Genomic DNA, 20280 nt, shown 5'->3' with positions numbered 1-20280 from the left:
TGTGAATGGGAGTGATTGGTCCTCGGCGGGAAAGTTTCCTACATATCAGTCATCGAAGTGACGGCGACGCAAGCGATCCGCCGTCCAGGATATGAAGGAGAACCCAATGAAGATCTGGACCGCTCCCGAAGTGCGCGAGCAGAACGTCGGCCTCGAAGTCACGAGCTACCTGCCCGCAGACATCGACATCATCTAAGCGAGCCTCTCTCTGGCGACCGGCCGTGTCTCCCTGGCCGGCGCCGTTTCTCGCGCAACCGCAAAGTCCCCAAGAGGTAATCCAATGATCCGCACTCTTTCGTTGGCCGCGGCACTCGCCGCCGGCCTGAGCTTTCCTGCGCTTGCCGCTGAGACCTCCGGTCCCGTGGCGCACAACCTCTTCACCGAGGTTCAGGCTCGTCAGCATCTGATCCATCTCGGCTACACCAACGTTTCCGAGCTGACCAAAGACCAGGGCGGCAAGTGGGTGGGTACGGCCACCAAGGACGGGCAGGTGCGCGGCGTTGCCGTGGACATCAAAGGGCCCGCCGCCCCGGCCAAGGCCGTGACCAACTAACTTCGCTCCCTTCCCTCGCGTTTTCCTCTCGGTGTCCGTTTCCCAACGGGCACCTTTTTTTGTCCCGCTTGTATGGGTGCGGTGCGCTGCCTAGATCAGGCCGGCGGGGTGGCGCCGTATTTGGTTGCGTCCATGGGGCCGCCGGCCCGCCATCATGAGCAATGGGGCACTTTCATCATGAGCACACCTTCCGCGGACCTTTCCGGCCGCTTCTCGATTGGCGGCGATCTTCCTGTGCGCCGTCTCGGCTTCGGCGCCATGCGCATCACGGGCGATGGCGTGTGGGGAGAGCCGGCCGATCCCGCGGAAGCGATGCGCACTCTAAAACGGCTTCCCGAGCTCGATGTCGATTTCATCGACACGGCGGACAGCTATGGCCCGGAGGTGAGCGAGCGGTTGATCCGGGAGGCGCTGCATCCCTACCCGCGCATCGTCGTCGCGACGAAGGGCGGGCTCGTGCGCCCCGCGCCGGGTCAATGGATTCCCGTGGGGCGCCCCGAGTATCTGCGCCAGCAGGTTCATCTGAGCCTGCGCCGCCTCGGCGTGGAGCGTATCGATCTCTGGCAGCTTCATCGCATCGATCCCAAGGTGCCGCGCGAGGAGCAGTTCGAGGTGATCCGCGACATGCAGAAGGAGGGGCTGATCCGGCACGTGGGGCTCAGCCAGGTGAGCGTCGGGGATATCGCGGCGGCGCAGAAAGTGCTGAAGATCGCGACCGTTCAGAACCTCTACAACCTCGCCGACCGCAGCAGCGAGGACGTGCTCGACTATTGCGAGGCGCAGGGGATCGGATTCATTCCGTGGTTTCCGCTGGCGTCCGGCTCGCTCGCCAAGTCGTCGGCACTTGCGCGCATTTCCGAGCGGCATGGCGCGGCGCCGAGCCAGATCGCGCTCGCGTGGCTTCTGCGGCGCAGCCGGGTGATGCTGCCCATTCCGGGCACGAGCAAGGTCAAGCACCTCGAGGAGAATGTCGCGGCGGCCGCCATCAAGCTCGGCGATACGGATTTCGCCGAGCTCAATGCACTCGGTAAGAAGAGCGCGCAGGTCTAGGCAGGTGCCGCCGCGCCGGGGTGCGGGTCACGATGCCCGTGCTGCCGCAACGGCGATGGCCGTGTACGAGGCGTTCGGCGGAAGATCCGCCGGCATGTCCGAATAGTCGATGCGGATGCGCTGCTGCGGCGCGCCGGATTGAGGTTGCGGTGCGTGCGCGGAGGCGGCGGCGATGGCTGCGTAGGACGTGGCAGCCTCGGGTTTTCTCTCGTTGACGCTACCGGCGGCGCACGGCGTGAACGGCTCACCCGCGAGCCCTTGCGCCGCGCGTGCGGCCGTTGCGACGGCGATGGCTGCATAGGAGGCGCCCGGCGAAACGCTCGTCGCTTCGCTGGAATAGTCGATGCGCTGCTGTTCTGCGGTTGCGGGCGGTGCAGGGCGTGGCCCGGCCTTCGCCGCTTCGACGGCGGCAATGAGCGTGTAAGAGGGTTGCGAGGCGGCCTGCGAAGACACGGCGGGTGCCGGAGAGGGCTGGGTGCGAGGCGGCTGGACGGATTGAGGCGCTGGGGCTGCAACCGGTGCCGGTGCCGATGATGGCGCGGGCGCGGCAGGTTTCGGTGCGGATGGCTGCGTTTGGGCGGTGAAAGCGGGCTGGTGTGGGGCGGCGGCTGTCGGCTGTTTTGCTGGCGTAAGACGCCGGATAACTATGGCCGCGAACGCAATGGCCGCGACCACCGCAATGAGAAAGGCGAGTGTCTGCTCCGGGCTGTACTGTCCCATAACCTTGGTTCCCCTTTTTGTGTCTCGGCTTGTCCTGGCAGCCTCGTGAACTGCTCCGCGCCGTGACTTTTCGGGGATCAGACTGCAATTGCGGTCTGGCCGGTATTGAACTTTTGGCCAGCGGATGCTCCCGGCCTACTCGCCGCGCGGGTTTGGAATGGCAGGCGCGAGCGGTCCCGGCGGGCTTCCGGGCGGCTTGTGAAGGAACGTCATGGTGAGGAAGGCGCCCGCCCAGGAGCCGATGGCGGCGAAGGCGATGTAGACCCAGTTGCTGGTGTAGGAGATGACGGCGAACGAGGAGAGCAGATACCAGAGGCTGCTCCAGTTTGCGGCCCATATGCGTCGCCGGGCAATGACAGAGGATGTGAACAGCACGTAGACCGCGTCGGTTGCGGCTGTGGCGATCGTGACGCCGATTGCCAGGAGAGGGTCGACTTCGGGGATCATAGCCTGCCTCGTTTCCCATCGTTTCGCGACGGGAGTGAGCGTGCTTCCGCGCCGAATTCTGATCAAGGTCTGACGATGGGGAGAGCTAATCGGGACCGCCGCGCGGTTTCCCCGGTGACAGGATCGGCTCCGGGAGTGTGGCAGTGTTGATCGCCAGCCTGCCTTCAGCAGGCGGCGACTAGGATTTGCCATGTCCCTCCGTCAGATCGTCAGGATTGCCGCCTCGCTGCATGTCGCGCTCGCTCTCGCGGGGCTCTATTACGCGCTCCGCATTCACAATTTCACGCCGGTTTCGGATCTGCCGAATACCGATTTCCTGGTGTTCTCCGCATTGGCGGCGCCGCCCGCGGTCGCGGCGTGGCTTGGTTTGCGTCTCGCGCGCGGGGCGGTGGCAGAGCGGCTGCTAGCCTTTGGGCAGGCGCTCGCGGCAACCATTTTTGCGGTGGCGTTCGCGCTGGTTCTCGGAAGCGACGAGCCGTTGGCGCCTCTGCTGCTGGTGCTCGCCACGTTGTGGCTCGCGGGCGGCTTCGCGCTTTTGCTGATCGCCGTTTGGTTGGCCGGACGATACGGCAGCAAGTCGGCTCGCGAGGTTAGTTCGTGATTTCTCAACGCCTTCGATGGTGCGAAAAGAAGGAAGCCGGAGGCAGTGCTCCGGCTTTTTTGCGCTCGTTCGATGTGCAGGGCGATCAGGCGGCCAAGGGCGCGCGATCGTGCTTTCCTTCCTCGACCTCCTCAATGATCTTGGCGACGAACGCATCGAGGTCGCCGGGATTGCGGCTTGTGATCAGGCCTTGATCGGTGACGACGGGCTCGTCGCGCCAATCGGCGCCGGCATTCATGAGATCGGTCTTGATGGACTTGTAGGACGTGGCTTTGCGTCCGCGCACGGCGTTCGCTTCGACCAGCAGCCACGGCGCGTGGCAGATGGCGGCCACGGGTTTGCCGGAATTGACGAACGCCTTGATCAGCGCCATCGCCTCCGCGTTTGCGCGCAGGCTGTCCGGGTTCATCTGCCCGCCGGGCAGCACGAGGGCGTCGTAGAAGCTTTCGGATGCGTCGGCGAGCTCGCGGTCAACTGGGACGCCGTTGCCCCAGTCCTTGTCCTTCCAGCCCCGGATTTCCTTCTTGTCCTTGCGCTCCTTCGGTGCGGCCACGTGAACGAGGGCGCCCGCTTCCTTGAGCTTGGTGAGCGGCACCTCCAGCTCCGACTGCTCGAAGCCGTCGGTGGCGAGGATCAGGATTTTTGCTTTCGATATCTTAGGCATAGGGCCTCCTGTCATTGCCTTTGGGGGACAGGAGGGAAACGGTTGCGATGCGGCAGAGGTTCCGCTGCCGTGCCGCGTGCGATCGCCGCGACCAGACGGGCGTTCAGCCCGCCTTCGCGCTGATCTCCTTGCGCGTGCCGGGGGTCGGCGGCGTGATACCCATGGACACGTATACGCTCATGAGATCGTCGATCCCGCAGTCCGCAGGCTCGATCCATGACGCGGGGACGTAGATCAGCGCGCCGCCGACGGGAACCGGCGCGGAGGGAACGAGCACTGCGATGTAGTCCTCGGTGCCGAGGCGGAGCGGTGTTTTGGACGGCAGCAGCGCCAGAACGGCGGCGCCCGGTTTGCCGCCGAAAAAGCACCAGACGGGGCTCATGCTCTTGATGCTGTCACCGTTGCCGGAGTCGACGATCGAAACGAAGCGGCTCGAGATATCGTAGACGTTAGAGATCAGCGGCACGCGGCGGATGAGCCTGTCGAACAGCGTCGAGACCAGCGATCCGAAGCGCGAGTGGACAACCAGGCCGAGCGCATAGATGCCTGCGATAATGATGGCGAGGCCGATGAGATAAGGCGCGAGCTCGGATGCGTCTGCTCCGAATCCGAGAGATCGCAGGAAACGGCCGAAGCCGCTGCTCGGCCCGAGATACTGATTGATCAGCGACAGCAGCCAGCCGGTGATGAAGATGGTGAGCATCAGCGGCAGCGCAGCCAGGAGGCCCGCCAGAAAGACGCGTCCGATTCTGCTCATGTGGAGTGCTCCATTGGCCGGTCTCGATTCATCGCATACGGAGGGAGCGTCTGCGACTGGCTGTGTGCCGTCAAGGCGCGGCGATGCGATCTCAGGGAGCACCGTCCATTTGGCAGGGGCGCGACGCGATGAGCGTCCAGGCCGTGGTGCGAGGGCCACGCCGGGCCGGTATTCGCACTTTCGCTGCAGGTCTCAGGGGATGGAAAACTCCCACCGGGGCGCATATGCGCTAGATTGCGCGACCTAGGTACAAATACGGAGGGTTTTCCATGGGCGTTTTTCGCTTGTCTTTACTTGCGGTTGCCTCACTGGCCGTGAGCTGTGCAGGCGCTCACGCAGGCTGCCGCACGGTGGTCGGCTCGGCCGATATGGTCACGACCGACCTCGCCAAGTTCATGGCCAATGCGGCGCTCAAGAATGCCATCGCGGCGCACGGTCTCAAGCCCTCGGGTGAGATCAAGCTGACGTGCCGCGAAGACACCTTCACGACTTATTGCAAGGCGTCGCGCCCGGCCTGCGGTTGATCTCGCATCGGTAACGGAGCGGGCGGACAGTCCGCTCCGGCCTGCGTTCGGACTTCACGGAAAAGGATGGTAGCCTCGCGACGGCGCCACGGGAGGGCGCAATCGCATGGGCCCTGCTTGGATCGCCACGACAGCTGCGGGCCTTCACGTTCTGCTGGTCGGGGCGGCCGTCTACTATACGACGCGCGTGAACAACGACGTCGCGTTGTCCGAGATCTCTGCCAGGGAGCTGGCCGTGATGTGCGGGATGGCGCTGCTGCCCGTGATGTCGGCCTGGATGGGATTGCGGCTCGCGCGCTCTGGCGTGGCGCTTTGGCTGCTGGCAATTGGCCAGACCGTTGCGCTCGTATTGTTTGCGGCGACGTTCGTGTCGGTGCTTCGGAGCGCAGAGGGGATGGCCCCGCTCCTGTTTTTGCTCGTATCGATGTGGCTCGCCGCGGGGCTGGCGGTGCTTCTGATCGTCGTGTGGCTCGCCGGGAGGCGGGGACGGTAACGTCGCCGCGTTCGCGGGGCTATTCGTTGTCAGCGAGCATCGAGAAGGCGGCGCGGCGATCGGACGGCTTCAGCTTTAGGAACGCTGCGCGCGCGGCCTTGATGTCCTTCTCGGTGCCGCTTTCGGACGCTTTGCGCAATGCGACGGTCGTCGGATGGTCTGGGCTGCAGATGAAGGCGAGGGCCTTGGCGAGCCGCCCCATCGCCGCGCGGTCGATCACAGGTTCTGACATTCAACGTCCTTTTGCGGGTTTGGTGCGCGGGATCACAATAGGCGTCCGCAGCTTGGGATGATCCTATCGCCCCGGCCTTCCCGTCTTCTTCGCGCGGCCGCGGCGATCTCTATGTGCCACTCTGAGCGTCGTCGATTTCTGCGAGCCACCTAATAAAGGTTGCGCCCTGACTTACGATGTTTAGGGTAAGCCCAAGTGGAGGTTGGGCAACGTCCTGCTTGCCAACCTCATGGCGGTAAAAATGCGCAGCATCAGTCCATGCTTGGAATGAGGTCAGTGTCTTAGAGGCTGCCCGTAGGGCTGTATTATCGTTCGAGTAGACGGTCTGTAGCGTTATCAGCAGGTGTTTGGCGATTTCTGCCGCGCCGAGCCGGGGTGCAGACGGATACATCAGACGGAATAGGCCTTCTGCCGCGGTGAATACACTTCTGATCGCGGCTTTTCCATTAGGTGGGATCTCGGAAAGCGCGGCGTCAACGCCTTCAAATTCCTTTCGCACATTGGAATATCGGGTGCGGCCCAGCATGCTGACGGTAGCGGTTTGGCCCCTCATGAACTCCTTGTCGAAGGCAAAATGAACGCCACCTTCGTCGTCGACAGAGTAATGCAAGTTCTCTTCCGCAAATATTCTACGGATGGTTTTGATCCATTCGTAAGGGTAGATTTGGTGATAATGATCTCGACGCTCATTTCTGACGAGCATTCGGTACGCCAGCGTTACGATATCAAGAGCATCCCGAAGATCGCAGCGTTCGAGAAATTGGTGAAGACCGCCAGATACCGGTAGTCCCAACTCGCATGGGATTTCGTACTCAAAATCGCTCAGTCCCTTTGTTCCGTAGATTAGGGAAGACAGCCGCCTCCGCATGCGGGGGCTATCGGCTGTGGGTTCTCCACGCGCTGAATACACGTGGGAGAAGCGTTGTCCTGCCGGTGGAGCGTCGTCGATGGCAGATTTTTTTTGCGACATGCGGTGTTTTAGCCCATTCAGCGTTTCAGAAGGGCAATAAGGCATTCGCTATCCACAGTTGGGAATTATCGCCCCGGCCTTCCGGTTTTCTTCGCGCGGCCGCGGCGGGCTTTTTTCTCGGTGTCGGTTTCGATGTCGCGCGTGATCGTCGGTTTGGGCGGCGCGGCGAGATCCGGTTTTTTGGGGAGCGGACCCGATGCCTTCTTCACGGCCAGCGAGGCGTGTGGCCCCATCTCGTCGAGCGTGGGCTTGTGCGGACCGCGCACGCCTTCACCGAATGCACCGGCCTTGGTGCGCGGATCGACCTCGGTCATTCGCGACGGAGGCGGCGTGTCGCGTCGCGGAATGGCGCGGTCGGTGCCTGGGCCCATGTCGTCGAGCGAGGGCTTGCGGACGCGCGATCCCGATGCGGGCCGCGATGCGGATTGCGCATGGGTGGGCTGAACGGGCTCGTACTCGGTCGAGATGCGAGAGCCGCCTTTGCCGCCTTTCTTGGACTCGGTGAGCATGTTGGCGTTGCCGGCAAACTTGCGGTCGCCCTTGTAGCTGCCGGCTTGATCCTCGACCGATGACTGGCGAGCGAGCGGATCGTCGGCGATGGCGAGCTCCGTCTCGCGCAGGCGCTTGATCTCGTCGCGCAACCGCGCTGCCGTTTCGAACTCGAGGTCGGCGGCGGCTTCCTTCATGCGCCGCTCCATGTCCTCGATGACGGCCGCCAGGTTGTGGCCCACGGCTGGGCTGTCTGCGAGGCCCGAGTCCACCGTCACGTGATCCTGCTCGTAGACCGAGGAGAGAACGTCGGCGATGTTCTTCTTGACGCTCTCGGGCGTGATACCGTGCTCGACATTGTAGGCGAGCTGCTTCTCGCGGCGGCGCTCGGTCTCCGCCATGGCGCGCTCCATCGAGCCCGTCACCGTATCGGCGTAGAGGATCACCCGGCCGTCCACGTTGCGCGCGGCGCGGCCGATGGTCTGCACCAGCGAGGTCTCGCTACGCAGGAAGCCCTCCTTGTCGGCGTCGAGGATCGCGACGAGCGCGCACTCCGGAATGTCGAGGCCCTCTCTGAGCAAGTTGATGCCGATCAGCACGTCGAAGGCGCCGAGGCGCAGGTCGCGGATGATCTCGATGCGCTCCAGCGTCTCGATGTCGGAGTGCATATAGCGCACGCGGATACCCGCTTCGTGCATGTACTCGGTGAGGTCCTCGGCCATGCGCTTGGTGAGCGTGGTGACGAGCGAGCGATAGCCGCGCTTGGCCACCTGGCGCACTTCGTCCAGGAGGTCGTCGACCTGGTTCTTGGCGGGGCGAACGAGGACCGGCGGATCGATGAGACCGGTGGGGCGGATGACCTGCTCGGCGAAGCTGCCGCCGGTCTCGTTGAGCTCCCATTCGCCGGGCGTCGCGGAGACAGCGACGGTCTGCGGACGCATGGCATTCCACTCCTCGAAGCGGAGCGGGCGGTTGTCCATGCAGGAGGGGAGGCGGAAGCCGTATTCGGCGAGCGTTGCCTTGCGCCGGTAGTCGCCCCGGAACATGCCGCCGATCTGCGGTATGGTGACGTGGCTCTCGTCGACGAACACGAGCGCGTTGTCCGGCAGATACTCGAACAGCGTCGGCGGCGGATCTCCCGGATTGCGGCCGGTGAGATAGCGCGAGTAGTTCTCGATGCCGGCGCAGGAGCCGGTGGCTTCCATCATCTCCATGTCGAACACGGTTCGCTGCTCCAGCCGTTGGGCTTCGAGCAGCTTGCCGGTGTCGTAGAGTTCGTTGAGGCGCTGCTTCAGCTCGGCCTTGATGCTCTTGATGGCCTGCTGCAGCGTCGGCTTCGGCGTGACGTAGTGCGAGTTTGCGTAGAGCTTGATGAGGGCGAGGTCGTCGGTCTTCTGGCCGGTGAGAGGATCGAACTCCGTAATGCTCTCCACCTCGTCACCGAACAGCGAGATGCGCCAGGCGCGGTCCTCGTAGTGAGCGGGGAACACCTCCACGGTGTCGCCACGCACCCGGAAATTGCCGCGCGTGAAGGCGGCATCGTTCCGCCGGTAGTGCAGCGCCACGAGGTCGGCGAGAAGCTGATCGCGCGAGAGCCGCTCGCCGACCTTCACCGCGAACGTCATGGCGGTATAGGTCTCGACCGATCCGATACCGTAGATGCACGAGACCGAGGCGACGATGATGACGTCGTCGCGCTCGAGCAGGGCGCGCGTGGCCGCGTGGCGCATGCGGTCGATCTGCTCGTTGATGTCGGCTTCCTTCTCGATATAGGTGTCCGTGCGCGGGACGTAGGCCTCCGGCTGGTAGTAGTCGTAGTAGGAGACGAAGTATTCGACCGCGTTCTCCGGAAAGAAGCTTTTCATCTCGCCGTAGAGCTGGGCGGCAAGAGTCTTATTGGGCGCAAGGATCAGCGCGGGGCGCTGGGTCGCCTGGATCACCTGCGCCATGGTGAACGTCTTGCCGGAGCCGGTGACGCCGAGCAGCACCTGCGTTTGCTCGTTCTCGTTGATGCCTGCGACGAGGTCCGCGATGGCGGTCGGCTGGTCGCCCCTGGGCTCGAACTCCGAGACGATCTCGAAAGGCCGTCCGCCTTCGCTCTTCTCCGGGCGCTCGGGCCGGTGCGGCATGAACATCGGCATCGCGCCCGATACCAGCGGGTGCTGCGCGATCATCGGCTGGCGCGCCAGGATTTCCTTAGCGCGATCGGTGCGCTCATGCGGCCGGGTGAGGATGGCGGTCAGGCTGTCGCCGAGGCTTTCCCCGACTGCGCCGCGCGGAGGCAGGGGCCCCTGCTGGCGGAGCGCAGGAAGCTGCTTCTTCGACGACGTCTCGGCTTCAATCCTCGCCTGCTCGGCAAAGTAGGCGGGTGCGAACTCGCCGAGCGGCCCAGACGCGGTGAAGGCCGACTGAGGCGCCTCCCCAAAACCCGGCGTTCCCGCCGATGTCTCGACAGGGGGGGCCGTGGGCTTGCCGGAGCGGCCGCGCGACGGGCGCGGCGGCTTGGCAGCGCCTGGAGTTTTCGGGGACTTGGCCATGGGCGGAATATGGCGTGCCCGGCGGTTCGAGGGAAGAGGGGCCGGGAGATGGCCGGCGAGCATACAAATTCGTAGGCCGGCTTGCAGATGCTTGCGGCGCGGACCACGTGGAAAGGCGGGAAAGGGGTCGGATTTCGAGGAGAGACGACATGCGCAACGCAGTTATCATCGCACTTTCCGCTTGCGGTCTGACGGCAGCGGGGCTCGCGCTTTCAGCACCTGCCGCGGAGGCCGCTATCGTATGCCGGGATGGTTTCCAGTACTCGGGCGGCAACTGGATTTCGACGCCTTACTGCAACGACGCCGATCTCGCGCGGATTGCGCGGGAGCACGGTGTGCGGGTTTCCGCCGCTGAGGTGCGCAACAACCCGGCAAAGAAGTACGAGGTTTGCCGTTTCATCGGCAGCAGTCCGGCGGCTTCCAGCTATTGCCCGGACGAGGATATAGGCGACAGCGGCCGTTGAGGCGGCTCGCCCCGGCGGCGTTGAGCGAGGCTGGGTCTGGCTGACGTAGCGTTGCGCGAGGGTCACAGTCTCGGATTTTGCACCGCTCCAGCCCCAAAAAGCTCCTTCGCCGCCCTTTGATTGCCTCGATTCCTGTACCATCTCTGCCCAAAGGCTTGATGACTCTGGATGGATTGGCAATGAGATCATTGATTTCCGCTGTCGCGCTCGGCGCCGCGACGCTTCTCGGCTCGCAGGCGGCGTTGGCGTTCTCGTTCGAAAACCAGGGAACCACCCAGCCGTCGGCGAATGCGCCGCAGGGCAAGGCTGGTTTTCTCGACACCGATCCGGGCTCGCTGATGCCGCCGATCGGCCAGTCGATTCCGAACTCTGGTTACGATTTCGGCCCCGGCGCGTTCAACAACGGCTTGGCCTCGCAGCCGACCCGTAACGACTCTGTCGGCCCGAGCTGGCTCTACCCGCCCCGCTGACCGCGTCCGAATACAGAGCAAGATCTTAGAAAGCGCGCCCTCCCGGCGCGCTTTTTTCGTTTTTCGTCCGTTCTCGTTCGATGTGTGCATCCGCAACTGTCTGGCCGGTGCGGCGAAGCGGGCTAAAGCGGGACTTTTTCCGCGCGTTGGGCGTTTCCTGTCGCACAAGAGGCGCTACACTCACGGCCGGACTCACGGCAGCGCGCAGAGGCTCGGAGCATCATGACCGCCACACGGACCGCACTCGTCTCAGGGGCGAACAGAGGGATCGGCTTCGAGATCGTGCGCCAGCTCGCGCGGCTGGGGGTGCTGGCCGTCATCGGCTCTCGCGATCCCAAGGACGGCCTTTCGGCGGCCGAAAAGCTGCAATCCGAAGGGCTCGATGTGCCGGTCGTGGCGCTCGATGTGGACCGGGAAGGCAGCGCGGCTGAGGCCGTGGCGGAGGTCAAGCGGCTCTATGGGCGCCTCGATGTGCTCGTGAACAACGCGGCGGTCCTGATCGACAGTCCCGGCGGCTTCAAGGCGAGCCTGTTCGATCTCACGGGTGACATTGCGCGCCAGACGTTCGAGACCAATTTGCTCGGCCCGTTACGTTTGATCCAGGCCGCAGCGCCGCTGATGCGGGAGCAGGGATACGGGCGGATCGTGAACGTGTCGTCCAGCGCGGGACAGCTCGCGGAGATGGGGCGCGGCTATCCGGCTTATCGTATGTCGAAGACGGCGCTCAACGCGCTGACGCGCATCGCGGCGGCGGAGCTCAGCGAAGGCAACATCAAGGTCAACGCGATGTGCCCCGGCTGGGTGCGGACCGAGATGGGCGGGGCCAACGCCGATAGGTCGCCGGAACAGGGGGCGGATACGGCGGTCTGGCTCGCCACGCTGCCGGACGAGGGGCCGACCGGCGGCTTCTTCAGGGATCGCAAGCCGATCGCCTGGTAGGCGGATCGGCCAGTTCCGGGTGTTCGCCGGTCAGAGGCCGCGCACGAGGTTGCCCACCATCAGCGTCAGGTAGGCGGTGATCGACAGCCAGAATTCCTGATGGGGCAAGTAGCGCGGCACCGGGATGAACCCGAGCTTGGTGATCAGCGCCAGAGTCGCGAGCACAAACGAGATCAGAAAGATCACGATTGTCGGGGGATTGAGCCTCATGCCGCGAACTCCCTTGGCTGTCCGGTGGCCGCATAATAGGGAGACAGGCGGCGCGTGCAACGGGGGGAAGCACGGGACGCGGGAAGTGTGGAGCGCGGTGAGATCATCCGGCCACAACAGGACCAGGCAGAGTCTCCCGCCCGGCGTTCAACCTATAACCTGATAGCCGACGGCTTAGAGTGCGCGGGCGGACTTTTGGGCGTGACCCGTGTCAGCCGGGGCCAGGAATGTCGTCAGCTTTCCATCGGGCGCGCCAAGCTCGCGGCAGGTGACCGCGACGTGACGCGTTCCGCCGGCGGTGGCGCTCGCGGGCATGGTGCCCGGCTCCACGTCGGAGATGGCGACCACCTGAAGGACGCGCTCCGATTTTCCAGTCGAGATGGTGATGCGGTCGCCGATGGCCAAGCCAGCGGCGAGCGGTGGCGACCAGGCCGCAGGTTCGAGGGCGGCGCCGTCGGTCTCGTGGCGGCGCTTCTCGGCCAGCCAGAAGGCCTCGCTGCCGGAGACCAGGGTGTGGTTGGCCGCCTCGGCCGTCGCAATCTGCTGGGGTGCGGCCTCGAGGGCGGCGGTGAAGCGTTCGGCGACCACTGCGTCGGTGTTGGCAGAGCCAATCCCCACGCCGGTGAGCGCAAGCAGCGCGAGCACCGCGCCGGTGCGGGCGGATGGTTTCGAGGCGAGAGCGAAGCGGCGGAGCGTCATGATTGCAGCCCTTTGGCGAACCCTAACTCACGGTACCTTACAACGCTTATAGCGTGGACATAGTTCGTGTGCGAGCCCGGCTAAAGCGTTAATTCCCCGTTTGGTTGAGCTTACGTGCGGGGAGGCTGGCCGGATCTCAAGGCCCGGCGGGCGGCAGCCTTTCGGGGGGTGGCATAGGCCCGGCAGAGGTGGCGGAAGAAGGCCATATTGAACACCGCCATGGCGGCGAAGGCGCCGGCCAGGAGGAGGGCGGAGGCGTTGCGGTCGAGGCTCGCGGCCGCGCCCCCATCGGACGCCACGGCGATTCCGATGTGCCAGCCAGTCAGGCCGATCATCAGAGCGAACACGGCGAGGCCGGCCACGAGATCGGGCAAGTGCTTGCGATAAATCGGGGATTTCTTGAAGCGCGTCATCCTTGCGACACTCCTTTCCGGCGAATCCATCACCAGCGTGATCCGAGGGAATGACAACCCTGCGCTGTGGCGGGGGTTTGCCCGGAATGTGGCAAAGGCAAGCTATTCCATGGGCGGTAAAATTTTATATTTCCTTTGTGCCTGTCGCGACACGTTGGCCACCCCTGTGGCGGGCTCGCGGGCCGGGGCGACAAATGATCCGCACTAGACGTTGGGCATATTGACTTCGCAGACGCGAAGCGTAGCGTCCGCGCCGCTCGCACGCCTTAGCGAGCGCCGCGCCGAATGTGTGCCAGGTGCGCCGCGCCGCGCCCCGGAGATCCCCTCTCCGAAGCACTCCAGGTCAACCGAGGAACGAGAGATCGCCGATATGGGCTTTTTTGCCGACAGCCTGAACCGTATTCAACCGTCCGCGACCATTGCCGTCTCCATGAAGGCCCGCCAGCTCAAAGCGCAGGGCCGGGACATCATCTCGCTCTCGGCAGGCGAGCCGGATTTCGACACGCCGGAGAACATCAAGCTCGCGGCGATCAAGGCTCTTAAGGACGGGCGGACCAAGTACACGGACGTGGACGGCATCCCCGAGCTCAAGGCTGCCATCGTCGCCAAGTTCAAGCGGGACAACGATCTGACCTACACCGCCGCGCAGGTGTCGGTCGGCACTGGCGGTAAGCAGGTGCTCTACAACGCGCTGCTGGCGACGCTCAACCCGGGTGACGAGGTGGTGATTCCGGCGCCGTGCTGGGTTTCCTATGCCGATATCGTGCTGCTCGGCGGCGGCAAGCCGGTGTTCGTCGAGACGAAGCTCGAGGACGGCTACCGGCTCAAGGCCGAAGCGCTCGACCGTGCGATCACCCCGCAGACCAAGTGGCTCATTCTCAATTCGCCGTCGAACCCGACGGGCGCGGCCTACTCGCATGCCGATCTCAAGGCGCTGACGGACGTGCTGCTGCTGCCCAAGAACCGGCACGTGTGGGTTCTGACCGACGATATGTACGAGCACCTGCTCTACGACGGCCTCAAGTTCTTCACGGCCGCGCAGGTCGAGCCCCAGCTTTTCGATCGCACGCTGACCATGAACGGCCTCTCCAAGGCCTACTGCATGACGGGCTGGCGTCTCGGGTATGCCGCAGGCCCCGAGCCGCTGATCAACGCCATGCGCAAGCTGCAGTCGCAGTCCACCTCGAACCCCACCTCGATCACACAGTGGGCGGGCGTCGAGGCGCTCAACGGGCCGCAGGATTTCATCGCGCGCAACAACCAGGTGTTCGTGGGGCGGCGCGATCTCGTGGTCAGCATGCTGAACCAGGCCAACGGCCTCATGTGTCCGAAGCCGGAAGGCGCATTCTACGTCTATCCGAGTTGCGCGGGTGCGATCGGCAAGACCACGCCCAAGGGTGTCACGATCAAGAACGACGAGGATTTTGTCACCGCGCTGCTCGAGGACGAGGGCGTCGCGGTGGTGCATGGCGCGGCGTTCGAAGGCTCTCCGGCGTTCCGCATCTCGTATGCGACCTCCACCGAGGCGCTGAAGGAAGCCTGCACGCGCATCCAGCGCTTCTGCGGGAACCTCAAGTAGCGACATCCGCGTGAGACGTGGCAGGCGCGTGGTGGTCCCGGCTGTCATGCGAGGCATGGCGCCGGGAGGCCGCGCCCGTGGAAGCGGATCGCCTCCTCCACGGTGGCTGGACCCCGACCTCCGTCGGGGTGACGTTGTTTTTGTCTGCGCCGTATGCCTTCCTTCGACGTCATCCCGGTGCAGGCCGGGATCCAGACACCTCTCACACAGGGCACGTTTCACGTTGCGCGCCCCCCCAAATCCATGGCCGGGCTTGACCCGGCCATCCAGGGCCATGCGCTCTGGCGTTCAGGCAAGCTGCCCCGCCTCAAGGGCGGTCTGCTGCGGTTGGGGGAACGCCGATGGAGGTCGGGGTGCGGATGCGCTTGACGTTAAGGTGCGCAGGGCAAGAGGCGGCTGGTCTGCACGGCGTTGAGGCCGGCGCGAAGCCGTGTTCACTCGGGGCCGTTTTCAATAGAACGCGAGTCGGCCGCCAGCGGCGAGGATGCCGCCCAGCACGATCGCGGCGGCGAGCACCAGAGAGATCGCGGCGCGTGCGAGCGGGTTCGTCACGACCGCCGCTTCTGAGGCGTCCGCATAGGGCGCGGCCGGCTTCTTTCCGGTTACCATCGCTTGGATCAACGGGTCCTTCTTCGCGAACGTGTAGAGCACGTTCACGGCGATGTGGAGCGCCGCCAGCGGAAGCAGAACGAAGTTGAAGATCTGGTCGTGCAGGCGCGCGGCCCGCACGTTCTGGCTTTCGCTGACCAGGCGATAGAGCGGCCCTCCGACGAGATCGTTGTCGTCGGTGGCGAACAGTCCGAAGCCGCCAATGGCCGCGAGGGTGGCGAGCAGGGTGAGCACCATCAGCGCACCGAGCGGGTTATGCCCGAGATAGCGCATACTGCGGCCGCCGGGCAGCGAGGCGGCGTAGGCGAGGACGGCGGTTGGGGATCGCACGAAGGCCGAGAAGCGCGAGGTGGACGAGCCCCATACGCCCCATATCAGCCGCCACACGATGAGCGTCAGGATGGCGAGCCCGTTGGCACGGTGCCAGACCAGCGTCTCGTCGCCGATGGCTTCGGCGAATTCGTAGCTCACCCACGCGCTGACGATGAGCACGACGAGCGTCCAGTGAAACAGTCGCGTGGGAAGGTCCCAGACGTGTACGGTGCGCGGTTCACTGGACGTCTCTGGCATCGTGGCTCGGCGTTCCCCGGGTGGTGTCAGGCGAAGCGTGCGGCTCAGGATTTCGGCTTGCGGAATTCCTTATGGCAGCCGCTGCAATTGCCCATTACGCTTTTCCAGGTGTCGGCGAAGGTGATCTCGTCCATGATCGCCGCTTCAGCCGCTTTCGCGCTCTCGCCGAGTTTCTTGAAGCGCGCTTCGAAGTCCGCCTTCTTCTCCCAGATCACGGGAAGAGCTTCCGTCTCTCCTCCGGTCTTTGCGTCGTCGGGGAACAGGGTCGGCAGGATCGCTGCCTTCTCCTGCATGACCTTGAGGGCGGCTTGGACGGCTGCGAGATCGAAATCCGCCTCACCCTTGAACATGGCGTTAGCCGGCTTGGCCGTGTCGCCCATCTTCTTGAAGTGCTCTTTCCGCTCCTTGATGATCGTTGTGTTCTGAGCCGCGGCAATGGTCGTACCCAGGGTGACGGCAAGAACCGCACAAAGAACTCGGCGCATCGGCAATCTCTCCTCCTATCCAACCCGTCGACAGTGAACGGCGCGGGTTCGCACTTTCCGTCGTGGAGGCTTGCATCAGGCCCCGGGGGTGTCAACAAACGCGCGGACCAGATCAATACGGGGACGTCCACGTAAAAAGCCCCGCCTTGTTTGGAGGCAGGGCTCGTGATGTCGACATGCGGGTAGAGTTTGAGGGTAGAGTTCAGTGCTCAGCGGCTCGGGAGCAGAGCGCGCGGAGTGTGCGCCCGGAATTCCGGGAACGAGAGCATGTGTGCGATCCAGTGCTCGAAGCGGGCAAACGGCAACGACATGCGGCGCGCGGCGTTGGCCGCAGCGGCGTGTCCATTGCGAAGAGCGACTTCCGGCTGGCGCAGGGTCCAGTCCGTCAGATCCTCTTCTCTCGATGCCATGGCGTAGCCCGCCGCATCGGCGGCCTTCACCAGCGATCTGTTCAGAGATTCTCTACTCATGAGGCACGTCCTTCCTTGAAGGGTAAGCGTCACATGTAGGCATTTGGTTCCATGAACCTTGCCCGCGCCTTGTCGCCTAGCCTTTGCCTCTCCCGGGCGGTTTCTTGTTGCCTGCCAGCACCGTTCGAACCGTCATCTTGAAGCATTTACGCGCCCAAGCTGACACTTTCATGATGCGGCGAGGATCGCCTTAATTCAAGTAATTTTTGGAAACATTCTTCACGAAACCCCATTGCGCATCTGCGAATACTTATTGCGACGCAACAACTTGAGGCTCTCGTGTGCTTCCCCTCCTCACGACTCATGCCTTCGAGTTTGGATGGCAATGATTAGAGCAAGATTAAGCAGGAAGCCTCTTGCGTCTTTCCTTCGCCGGCGCGACCATCAGCTCGTCGCGCTCCTTCGAGAGGCGCGGGAGGTGCGCGACGTGCGCATCCCTCTGCGCCTCGTAGCGCTCAACCCGGGCTCAAAATCCGGGGAGCGGGAAGGAGGACACCATGGGGCAATCCGACGGCCCAAGGGGCACATCACCAACGGGTGCCGGCTCTGGGCAATCTTCGGGCCGCAGCACCCGCTGCATCGCACTGATCGGCCCATTTCTCTCAGGTAAGACATCTCTCCTCGAATCCATCATTGCCCGGACGGGCGGCGTCGTGCGGCCGGGGTCGGTCGCCGAGAAGACGTCCGTGGGTGACGCTTCCCCCGAAGCGCGCGCACACGGCATGAGCGTTGCGCTCAACATCGCCGATGTGAGCTTCCTCGGCGACACGTTCACCTTCATCGACTGCCCGGGCTCCATCGAATTCCAGTACGAGGGAGCGGAGGCGCTGACGGCTTGCGATGCCGCGGTGGTGGTTTCCGAGCCCGATCCCAAACGTGTCCCTGCGCTGCAGGTGATCCTGAAGCAGCTCGAGGACCGGGGCATTCCGCACCTTCTGTTCCTCAACAAGATCGACGCCTGCGAGACGCCGATCCGCGAAATCATTCCGGCCTTGCAGCCCGCCTCCACCAAACCGCTCGTGCTGCGGCAGATCCCGATCTGGGAAAACGGCGTCGCGACCGGCTTCATCGATCTCGCGCTCGAACGGGCCTTCCTGTTCCGCAAGAACGCGCCTTCGGAGATGGTCGAGATCCGGGCGTCCGATCTCGATCACGAGAAGGAAGCGCGCTTCCACATGCTGGAGCAACTCGCCGACTACGACGACGCGCTGATGGAGAAGCTGCTCTCCGATCTCGCGCCCGAGAAGGAGCTCGTGTTCTCCGATCTCTCGCGGGAGTTCGAGGACGGGCTCATCTGCCCCGTGCTGCTCGGCAGCGCGCAGAACGGCAACGGGATCCTGCGGCTTCTGAAAGCGCTGCGTCACGAGGCGCCGTTCGTGACCGCCACGGCCAAGCGCCTCAAGGTGGAGAACGCGAAGAGCGCCGCTTACGTGATGAAGACGCTCTACACGGGGCACGGCGGCAAACTCTCGATCGCGCGCATTCTCACCGGCGACCTCGCGGATGGCGCGAGCGTGACCGGTGGAGATGCCAACGAGGAGCGCGTGGCGGGCGTGTTCTCGCTCAAGGGCGAGGAGACGCAGAAGCGGCAAATGGCGCATGCGGGCGATACCGTGGCGCTGGGCCGCCTCGATCACGTGCGCACAGGAGACACGATCACGACCGAGAAGGCCGGTATCGTGCAGATCGGCGGCGCCGACATTCCGGAGCCCGTGCTCGCTTCCGGCATCGGCCTCAAGGACCGCAAGGACGAGGTGAAACTTTCGTCGGCGCTGGCGAAGCTGATCGAGGAAGATCCCTCGCTCGTCATCGAGCACAACGCCGAGACGCATCAGGTTCTGCTCAAAGGGCAGGGCGAGATGCATCTTCGCGTGTCGTTCGAGCGGCTGCAGCGCAAATACGGCGTGGTGGTCGAGAGGCAGAAGCGGCACGTTCCCTACAAGGAGACGATCCGCAAGCCGACGGAGATCCGCGGCCGTCACAAGAAGCAGTCGGGCGGACACGGCCAGTTTGGCGACGTGGTGCTGTCGATCCGGCCGCAGACGCGCGGGGCGGGCTTCGCGTTCAACGACACCATCACGGGAGGCGTCGTGCCGAAGCAGTTCATCCCGTCGGTCGAGATCGGCGTGTCGGACTACATGAAGCACGGTCCGCTCGGGTTCCCGGTGGTCGATATCGCGGTGACGCTGACGGACGGCTCGTTCCACACCGTCGACAGCTCGGACATGGCGTTCCGGCAGGCCGGGCGCCTCGCCATGAGCGAGGGGATGCCGAAGTGTCAGCCGGTGCTGCTGGAGCCGGTGATGGCGGTCGAGATCTCCGTTCCCTCGGAGGCGACGGCGCGCGTGAACGGCATGATCCCGCAACGGCGCGGGCAGATCCTGGGCTTCGACAGCCGCAAGGGCTGGCCGGGCTGGGATGTCGTCTCGGCCCACATTCCGGAAGCGGAGATCGAGGACCTGATCGTGGAGCTGCGTTCGGCGACGTCGGGTGTCGGCACCTACACGGCGCGCTTCGATCACCTTGCCGAGCTGACCGGACGCCTCGCGGACCAGGTTCTCGTCAGCCATGGTGAGGCGGCGGAGTGAGGCGCGGCGCGCCGTCTTGATAGCAAAAACGAAGAGCGGGCCCACGAAGGCCCGCTCTTTTTTATGGTCGTTGCGATCAGCGGCGGCCGCGATCGTCGAAGCGGTTGGGCGGCGGCGGGCCGCCGGGGCCGCCCGGACGGTCTGGACGTTTCCAGCCGTGCTCCGGCGGCGGCTTCATCCCGCCGTAGGGCTGATAGCCGGAGCGCCACCAGCCGGGCTGACGCTTGCCCGGCGGCGGGGCGTGCCAATTCTGGCGCGGACGCGGCTTATATCCGTACCAGCGGGTCCGCTCTCCGTACCAGGGGCGCCCCACGTAGTGCCGGCCCCAATAGTCGTTGGCGGCGAAGCGAACCACGGGGATGCGGAGCGCGGAGAGGCCCACGTCGGGCAGAAGCACGTAGTCGCCGCGCCGCTGAAAGGCGAGGTATTCGCTGATCACCCAGCCGCGGTTGCCGGCCCAGATCACGTCACACCAGGACTCGTCTCTGAGGCATCCCCTGATCTCGAGGGGAGAGCCTTCGGGAATGAGATCGACTCTCGGGAAGTCGATATCCGGGCCGGCGCGCATGTTGACGTTGGCGGTCGAATAACCGGGCGCTGCGTGCGCGGCGGCCGCCCCCATCAATGTAGCGCCGAGGACGGCGCCCATCAGTTTCAGTTTTCTCATCGGAACCCTCAGTGCGGTTGGTGCGCAGTCGGTGGACCAGAGCATTGCCCACACATGCACAACGGCACTAACGCACGAAA

General features: G+C 64.5%; 25 protein-coding genes. 11 read left to right on the top strand and 14 right to left on the bottom strand.

Annotated elements, in window-relative coordinates:
* The first annotated feature begins 106 nt into the window (after window positions 1-106).
* From pqqA to F812_RS0114650, 3 genes are all read left to right on the top strand, one after another.
* Window positions 107-196, top strand: a complete 90-nt coding sequence (gene pqqA / locus F812_RS24020; protein ID WP_020086736.1) for a pyrroloquinoline quinone precursor peptide PqqA — start codon at window positions 107-109, stop codon at window positions 194-196.
* 84 nt (window positions 197-280) lie between these two features.
* The gene (locus tag F812_RS24015) at window positions 281-553 is read left to right on the top strand and encodes a PepSY domain-containing protein (protein ID WP_020086735.1); all 273 of its coding nucleotides are present in this window, start codon (window positions 281-283) and stop codon (window positions 551-553) included.
* A 177-nt stretch (window positions 554-730) separates the two neighbouring features.
* Window positions 731-1603: an aldo/keto reductase gene (locus tag F812_RS0114650; protein WP_020086734.1), complete on the top strand. Its 873-nt coding sequence runs from the start codon at window positions 731-733 to the stop codon at window positions 1601-1603.
* Between the two features lie 27 nt (window positions 1604-1630).
* Here the strand turns inward: F812_RS0114650 and F812_RS26605 are convergent, their stop codons facing one another.
* Together F812_RS26605 and F812_RS0114640 are read right to left on the bottom strand one after the other, a co-directional pair.
* Window positions 1631-2323 (bottom strand): hypothetical protein, encoded by a 693-nt coding sequence (locus F812_RS26605; RefSeq protein WP_156827440.1) that lies wholly within the window; start codon window positions 2321-2323, stop codon window positions 1631-1633.
* Window positions 2324-2458: 135 nt separating this feature from the next.
* A complete protein-coding gene (locus F812_RS0114640) occupies window positions 2459-2767 on the bottom strand; it encodes a hypothetical protein (protein ID WP_026868146.1) in 309 nt (102 codons plus the stop codon).
* A gap of 193 nt (window positions 2768-2960) precedes the next feature.
* On the opposite strand from F812_RS0114640, the gene F812_RS0114635 reads away from it, so the two are divergent.
* Complete coding sequence (locus F812_RS0114635; protein ID WP_020086731.1) at window positions 2961-3371, top strand: hypothetical protein; 411 nt, start codon at window positions 2961-2963, stop codon at window positions 3369-3371.
* An 85-nt stretch (window positions 3372-3456) separates the two neighbouring features.
* Here F812_RS0114635 and F812_RS0114630 read toward each other — a convergent pair whose 3' ends face one another.
* Both F812_RS0114630 and F812_RS0114625 read right to left on the bottom strand, forming a co-directional pair.
* Window positions 3457-4035: a type 1 glutamine amidotransferase domain-containing protein gene (locus F812_RS0114630; protein WP_020086730.1), complete on the bottom strand. Its 579-nt coding sequence runs from the start codon at window positions 4033-4035 to the stop codon at window positions 3457-3459.
* A gap of 103 nt (window positions 4036-4138) precedes the next feature.
* The gene (locus F812_RS0114625; RefSeq protein ID WP_020086729.1) at window positions 4139-4792 is read right to left on the bottom strand and encodes a DUF502 domain-containing protein; all 654 of its coding nucleotides are present in this window, start codon (window positions 4790-4792) and stop codon (window positions 4139-4141) included.
* Between the two features lie 269 nt (window positions 4793-5061).
* On the opposite strand from F812_RS0114625, the gene F812_RS0114620 reads away from it, so the two are divergent.
* Complete coding sequence (locus F812_RS0114620; RefSeq protein ID WP_020086728.1) at window positions 5062-5316, top strand: hypothetical protein; 255 nt, start codon at window positions 5062-5064, stop codon at window positions 5314-5316.
* A 106-nt stretch (window positions 5317-5422) separates the two neighbouring features.
* Window positions 5423-5809: a hypothetical protein gene (locus F812_RS0114615; protein ID WP_020086727.1), complete on the top strand. Its 387-nt coding sequence runs from the start codon at window positions 5423-5425 to the stop codon at window positions 5807-5809.
* Between the two features lie 19 nt (window positions 5810-5828).
* On the opposite strand, the gene F812_RS0114610 is transcribed toward F812_RS0114615, so the two are convergent.
* From F812_RS0114610 to uvrB, 3 genes are all read right to left on the bottom strand, one after another.
* Window positions 5829-6041 (bottom strand): hypothetical protein, encoded by a 213-nt coding sequence (locus F812_RS0114610; protein WP_026868145.1) that lies wholly within the window; start codon window positions 6039-6041, stop codon window positions 5829-5831.
* 109 nt (window positions 6042-6150) lie between these two features.
* Window positions 6151-6744, bottom strand: coding sequence for a hypothetical protein (locus F812_RS0114605; protein WP_156827439.1), 594 nt, complete (start codon window positions 6742-6744; stop codon window positions 6151-6153).
* A 332-nt stretch (window positions 6745-7076) separates the two neighbouring features.
* Entirely contained in the window at window positions 7077-10037 is a 2961-nt protein-coding gene (uvrB, locus tag F812_RS24010) for an excinuclease ABC subunit UvrB (RefSeq protein ID WP_020086723.1), read from the bottom strand.
* 149 nt (window positions 10038-10186) lie between these two features.
* On the opposite strand from uvrB, the gene F812_RS24005 reads away from it, so the two are divergent.
* The 3 genes from F812_RS24005 (at window position 10187) to F812_RS0114580 (ending at window position 11910) form a co-directional block, all read left to right on the top strand.
* Entirely contained in the window at window positions 10187-10501 is a 315-nt protein-coding gene (locus tag F812_RS24005) for a hypothetical protein (protein WP_020086722.1), read from the top strand.
* Window positions 10502-10680: 179 nt separating this feature from the next.
* Entirely contained in the window at window positions 10681-10971 is a 291-nt protein-coding gene (locus F812_RS0114585) for a hypothetical protein (RefSeq protein WP_156827438.1), read from the top strand.
* Window positions 10972-11193: 222 nt separating this feature from the next.
* Entirely contained in the window at window positions 11194-11910 is a 717-nt protein-coding gene (locus F812_RS0114580; protein ID WP_020086720.1) for an SDR family oxidoreductase, read from the top strand.
* A gap of 30 nt (window positions 11911-11940) precedes the next feature.
* Here F812_RS0114580 and F812_RS0114575 read toward each other — a convergent pair whose 3' ends face one another.
* From F812_RS0114575 to F812_RS0114565, 3 genes are all read right to left on the bottom strand, one after another.
* Complete coding sequence (locus F812_RS0114575; RefSeq protein ID WP_020086719.1) at window positions 11941-12120, bottom strand: hypothetical protein; 180 nt, start codon at window positions 12118-12120, stop codon at window positions 11941-11943.
* Window positions 12121-12294: 174 nt separating this feature from the next.
* Window positions 12295-12819 carry a hypothetical protein gene (locus tag F812_RS0114570; protein ID WP_020086718.1) on the bottom strand — a complete coding sequence of 175 codons (525 nt, stop codon included), beginning with the start codon at window positions 12817-12819 and terminating at the stop codon, window positions 12295-12297.
* A gap of 110 nt (window positions 12820-12929) precedes the next feature.
* Window positions 12930-13232, bottom strand: coding sequence for a hypothetical protein (locus F812_RS0114565; RefSeq protein WP_020086717.1), 303 nt, complete (start codon window positions 13230-13232; stop codon window positions 12930-12932).
* Window positions 13233-13602: 370 nt separating this feature from the next.
* On the opposite strand from F812_RS0114565, the gene F812_RS0114560 reads away from it, so the two are divergent.
* Window positions 13603-14811 (top strand): pyridoxal phosphate-dependent aminotransferase, encoded by a 1209-nt coding sequence (locus F812_RS0114560; protein ID WP_020086716.1) that lies wholly within the window; start codon window positions 13603-13605, stop codon window positions 14809-14811.
* A gap of 450 nt (window positions 14812-15261) precedes the next feature.
* On the opposite strand, the gene F812_RS0114555 is transcribed toward F812_RS0114560, so the two are convergent.
* The 3 genes from F812_RS0114555 to F812_RS0114545 all read right to left on the bottom strand — a co-directional run bounded on the left by F812_RS0114555 (window position 15262) and on the right by F812_RS0114545 (window position 16945).
* Window positions 15262-15990 (bottom strand): cytochrome b/b6 domain-containing protein, encoded by a 729-nt coding sequence (locus F812_RS0114555; RefSeq protein ID WP_020086715.1) that lies wholly within the window; start codon window positions 15988-15990, stop codon window positions 15262-15264.
* Window positions 15991-16034: 44 nt separating this feature from the next.
* Window positions 16035-16475: a c-type cytochrome gene (locus F812_RS0114550; RefSeq protein ID WP_020086714.1), complete on the bottom strand. Its 441-nt coding sequence runs from the start codon at window positions 16473-16475 to the stop codon at window positions 16035-16037.
* 209 nt (window positions 16476-16684) lie between these two features.
* Window positions 16685-16945: a hypothetical protein gene (locus F812_RS0114545; RefSeq protein ID WP_156827437.1), complete on the bottom strand. Its 261-nt coding sequence runs from the start codon at window positions 16943-16945 to the stop codon at window positions 16685-16687.
* Window positions 16946-17442: 497 nt separating this feature from the next.
* On the opposite strand from F812_RS0114545, the gene F812_RS0114540 reads away from it, so the two are divergent.
* Window positions 17443-19533: an elongation factor G gene (locus F812_RS0114540; RefSeq protein ID WP_026868143.1), complete on the top strand. Its 2091-nt coding sequence runs from the start codon at window positions 17443-17445 to the stop codon at window positions 19531-19533.
* Between the two features lie 76 nt (window positions 19534-19609).
* On the opposite strand, the gene F812_RS24000 is transcribed toward F812_RS0114540, so the two are convergent.
* Entirely contained in the window at window positions 19610-20200 is a 591-nt protein-coding gene (locus tag F812_RS24000; protein WP_198011206.1) for an SH3 domain-containing protein, read from the bottom strand.
* Between the last annotated feature and the right edge of the window lie 80 nt (window positions 20201-20280).

Source organism: Hyphomicrobium zavarzinii ATCC 27496 (assembly GCF_000383415.1).
Lineage (GTDB): Bacteria > Pseudomonadota > Alphaproteobacteria > Rhizobiales > Hyphomicrobiaceae > Hyphomicrobium_C > Hyphomicrobium_C zavarzinii.
The sequence above is the reverse complement of the archived record's forward strand: the minus strand, read 5'-3'. Positions and strand labels throughout refer to the sequence as shown.

Bases quoted from the DNA above. Each gene is read 5' to 3' on its own strand.
- pqqA (WP_020086736.1), top strand. From the start codon at position 107: ATGAAGATCTGGACCGCTCCCGAAGTGCGCGAGCAGAACGTCGGCCTC.
- F812_RS24015 (WP_020086735.1), top strand. From the start codon at position 281: ATGATCCGCACTCTTTCGTTGGCCGCGGCACTCGCCGCCGGCCTGAGC.
- F812_RS0114650 (WP_020086734.1), top strand. From the start codon at position 731: ATGAGCACACCTTCCGCGGACCTTTCCGGCCGCTTCTCGATTGGCGGC.
- F812_RS26605 (WP_156827440.1), bottom strand. From the start codon at position 2,323: ATGGGACAGTACAGCCCGGAGCAGACACTCGCCTTTCTCATTGCGGTG.
- F812_RS0114635 (WP_020086731.1), top strand. From the start codon at position 2,961: ATGTCCCTCCGTCAGATCGTCAGGATTGCCGCCTCGCTGCATGTCGCG.
- F812_RS0114630 (WP_020086730.1), bottom strand. From the start codon at position 4,035: ATGCCTAAGATATCGAAAGCAAAAATCCTGATCCTCGCCACCGACGGC.
- F812_RS0114625 (WP_020086729.1), bottom strand. From the start codon at position 4,792: ATGAGCAGAATCGGACGCGTCTTTCTGGCGGGCCTCCTGGCTGCGCTG.
- F812_RS0114620 (WP_020086728.1), top strand. From the start codon at position 5,062: ATGGGCGTTTTTCGCTTGTCTTTACTTGCGGTTGCCTCACTGGCCGTG.
- F812_RS0114615 (WP_020086727.1), top strand. From the start codon at position 5,423: ATGGGCCCTGCTTGGATCGCCACGACAGCTGCGGGCCTTCACGTTCTG.
- F812_RS0114610 (WP_026868145.1), bottom strand. From the start codon at position 6,041: ATGTCAGAACCTGTGATCGACCGCGCGGCGATGGGGCGGCTCGCCAAG.
- F812_RS0114605 (WP_156827439.1), bottom strand. From the start codon at position 6,744: ATGCTCGTCAGAAATGAGCGTCGAGATCATTATCACCAAATCTACCCT.
- uvrB (WP_020086723.1), bottom strand. From the start codon at position 10,037: ATGGCCAAGTCCCCGAAAACTCCAGGCGCTGCCAAGCCGCCGCGCCCG.
- F812_RS24005 (WP_020086722.1), top strand. From the start codon at position 10,187: ATGCGCAACGCAGTTATCATCGCACTTTCCGCTTGCGGTCTGACGGCA.
- F812_RS0114585 (WP_156827438.1), top strand. From the start codon at position 10,681: ATGAGATCATTGATTTCCGCTGTCGCGCTCGGCGCCGCGACGCTTCTC.
- F812_RS0114580 (WP_020086720.1), top strand. From the start codon at position 11,194: ATGACCGCCACACGGACCGCACTCGTCTCAGGGGCGAACAGAGGGATC.
- F812_RS0114575 (WP_020086719.1), bottom strand. From the start codon at position 12,120: ATGAGGCTCAATCCCCCGACAATCGTGATCTTTCTGATCTCGTTTGTG.
- F812_RS0114570 (WP_020086718.1), bottom strand. From the start codon at position 12,819: ATGACGCTCCGCCGCTTCGCTCTCGCCTCGAAACCATCCGCCCGCACC.
- F812_RS0114565 (WP_020086717.1), bottom strand. From the start codon at position 13,232: ATGACGCGCTTCAAGAAATCCCCGATTTATCGCAAGCACTTGCCCGAT.
- F812_RS0114560 (WP_020086716.1), top strand. From the start codon at position 13,603: ATGGGCTTTTTTGCCGACAGCCTGAACCGTATTCAACCGTCCGCGACC.
- F812_RS0114555 (WP_020086715.1), bottom strand. From the start codon at position 15,990: ATGCCAGAGACGTCCAGTGAACCGCGCACCGTACACGTCTGGGACCTT.
- F812_RS0114550 (WP_020086714.1), bottom strand. From the start codon at position 16,475: ATGCGCCGAGTTCTTTGTGCGGTTCTTGCCGTCACCCTGGGTACGACC.
- F812_RS0114545 (WP_156827437.1), bottom strand. From the start codon at position 16,945: ATGAGTAGAGAATCTCTGAACAGATCGCTGGTGAAGGCCGCCGATGCG.
- F812_RS0114540 (WP_026868143.1), top strand. From the start codon at position 17,443: ATGGGGCAATCCGACGGCCCAAGGGGCACATCACCAACGGGTGCCGGC.
- F812_RS24000 (WP_198011206.1), bottom strand. From the start codon at position 20,200: ATGAGAAAACTGAAACTGATGGGCGCCGTCCTCGGCGCTACATTGATG.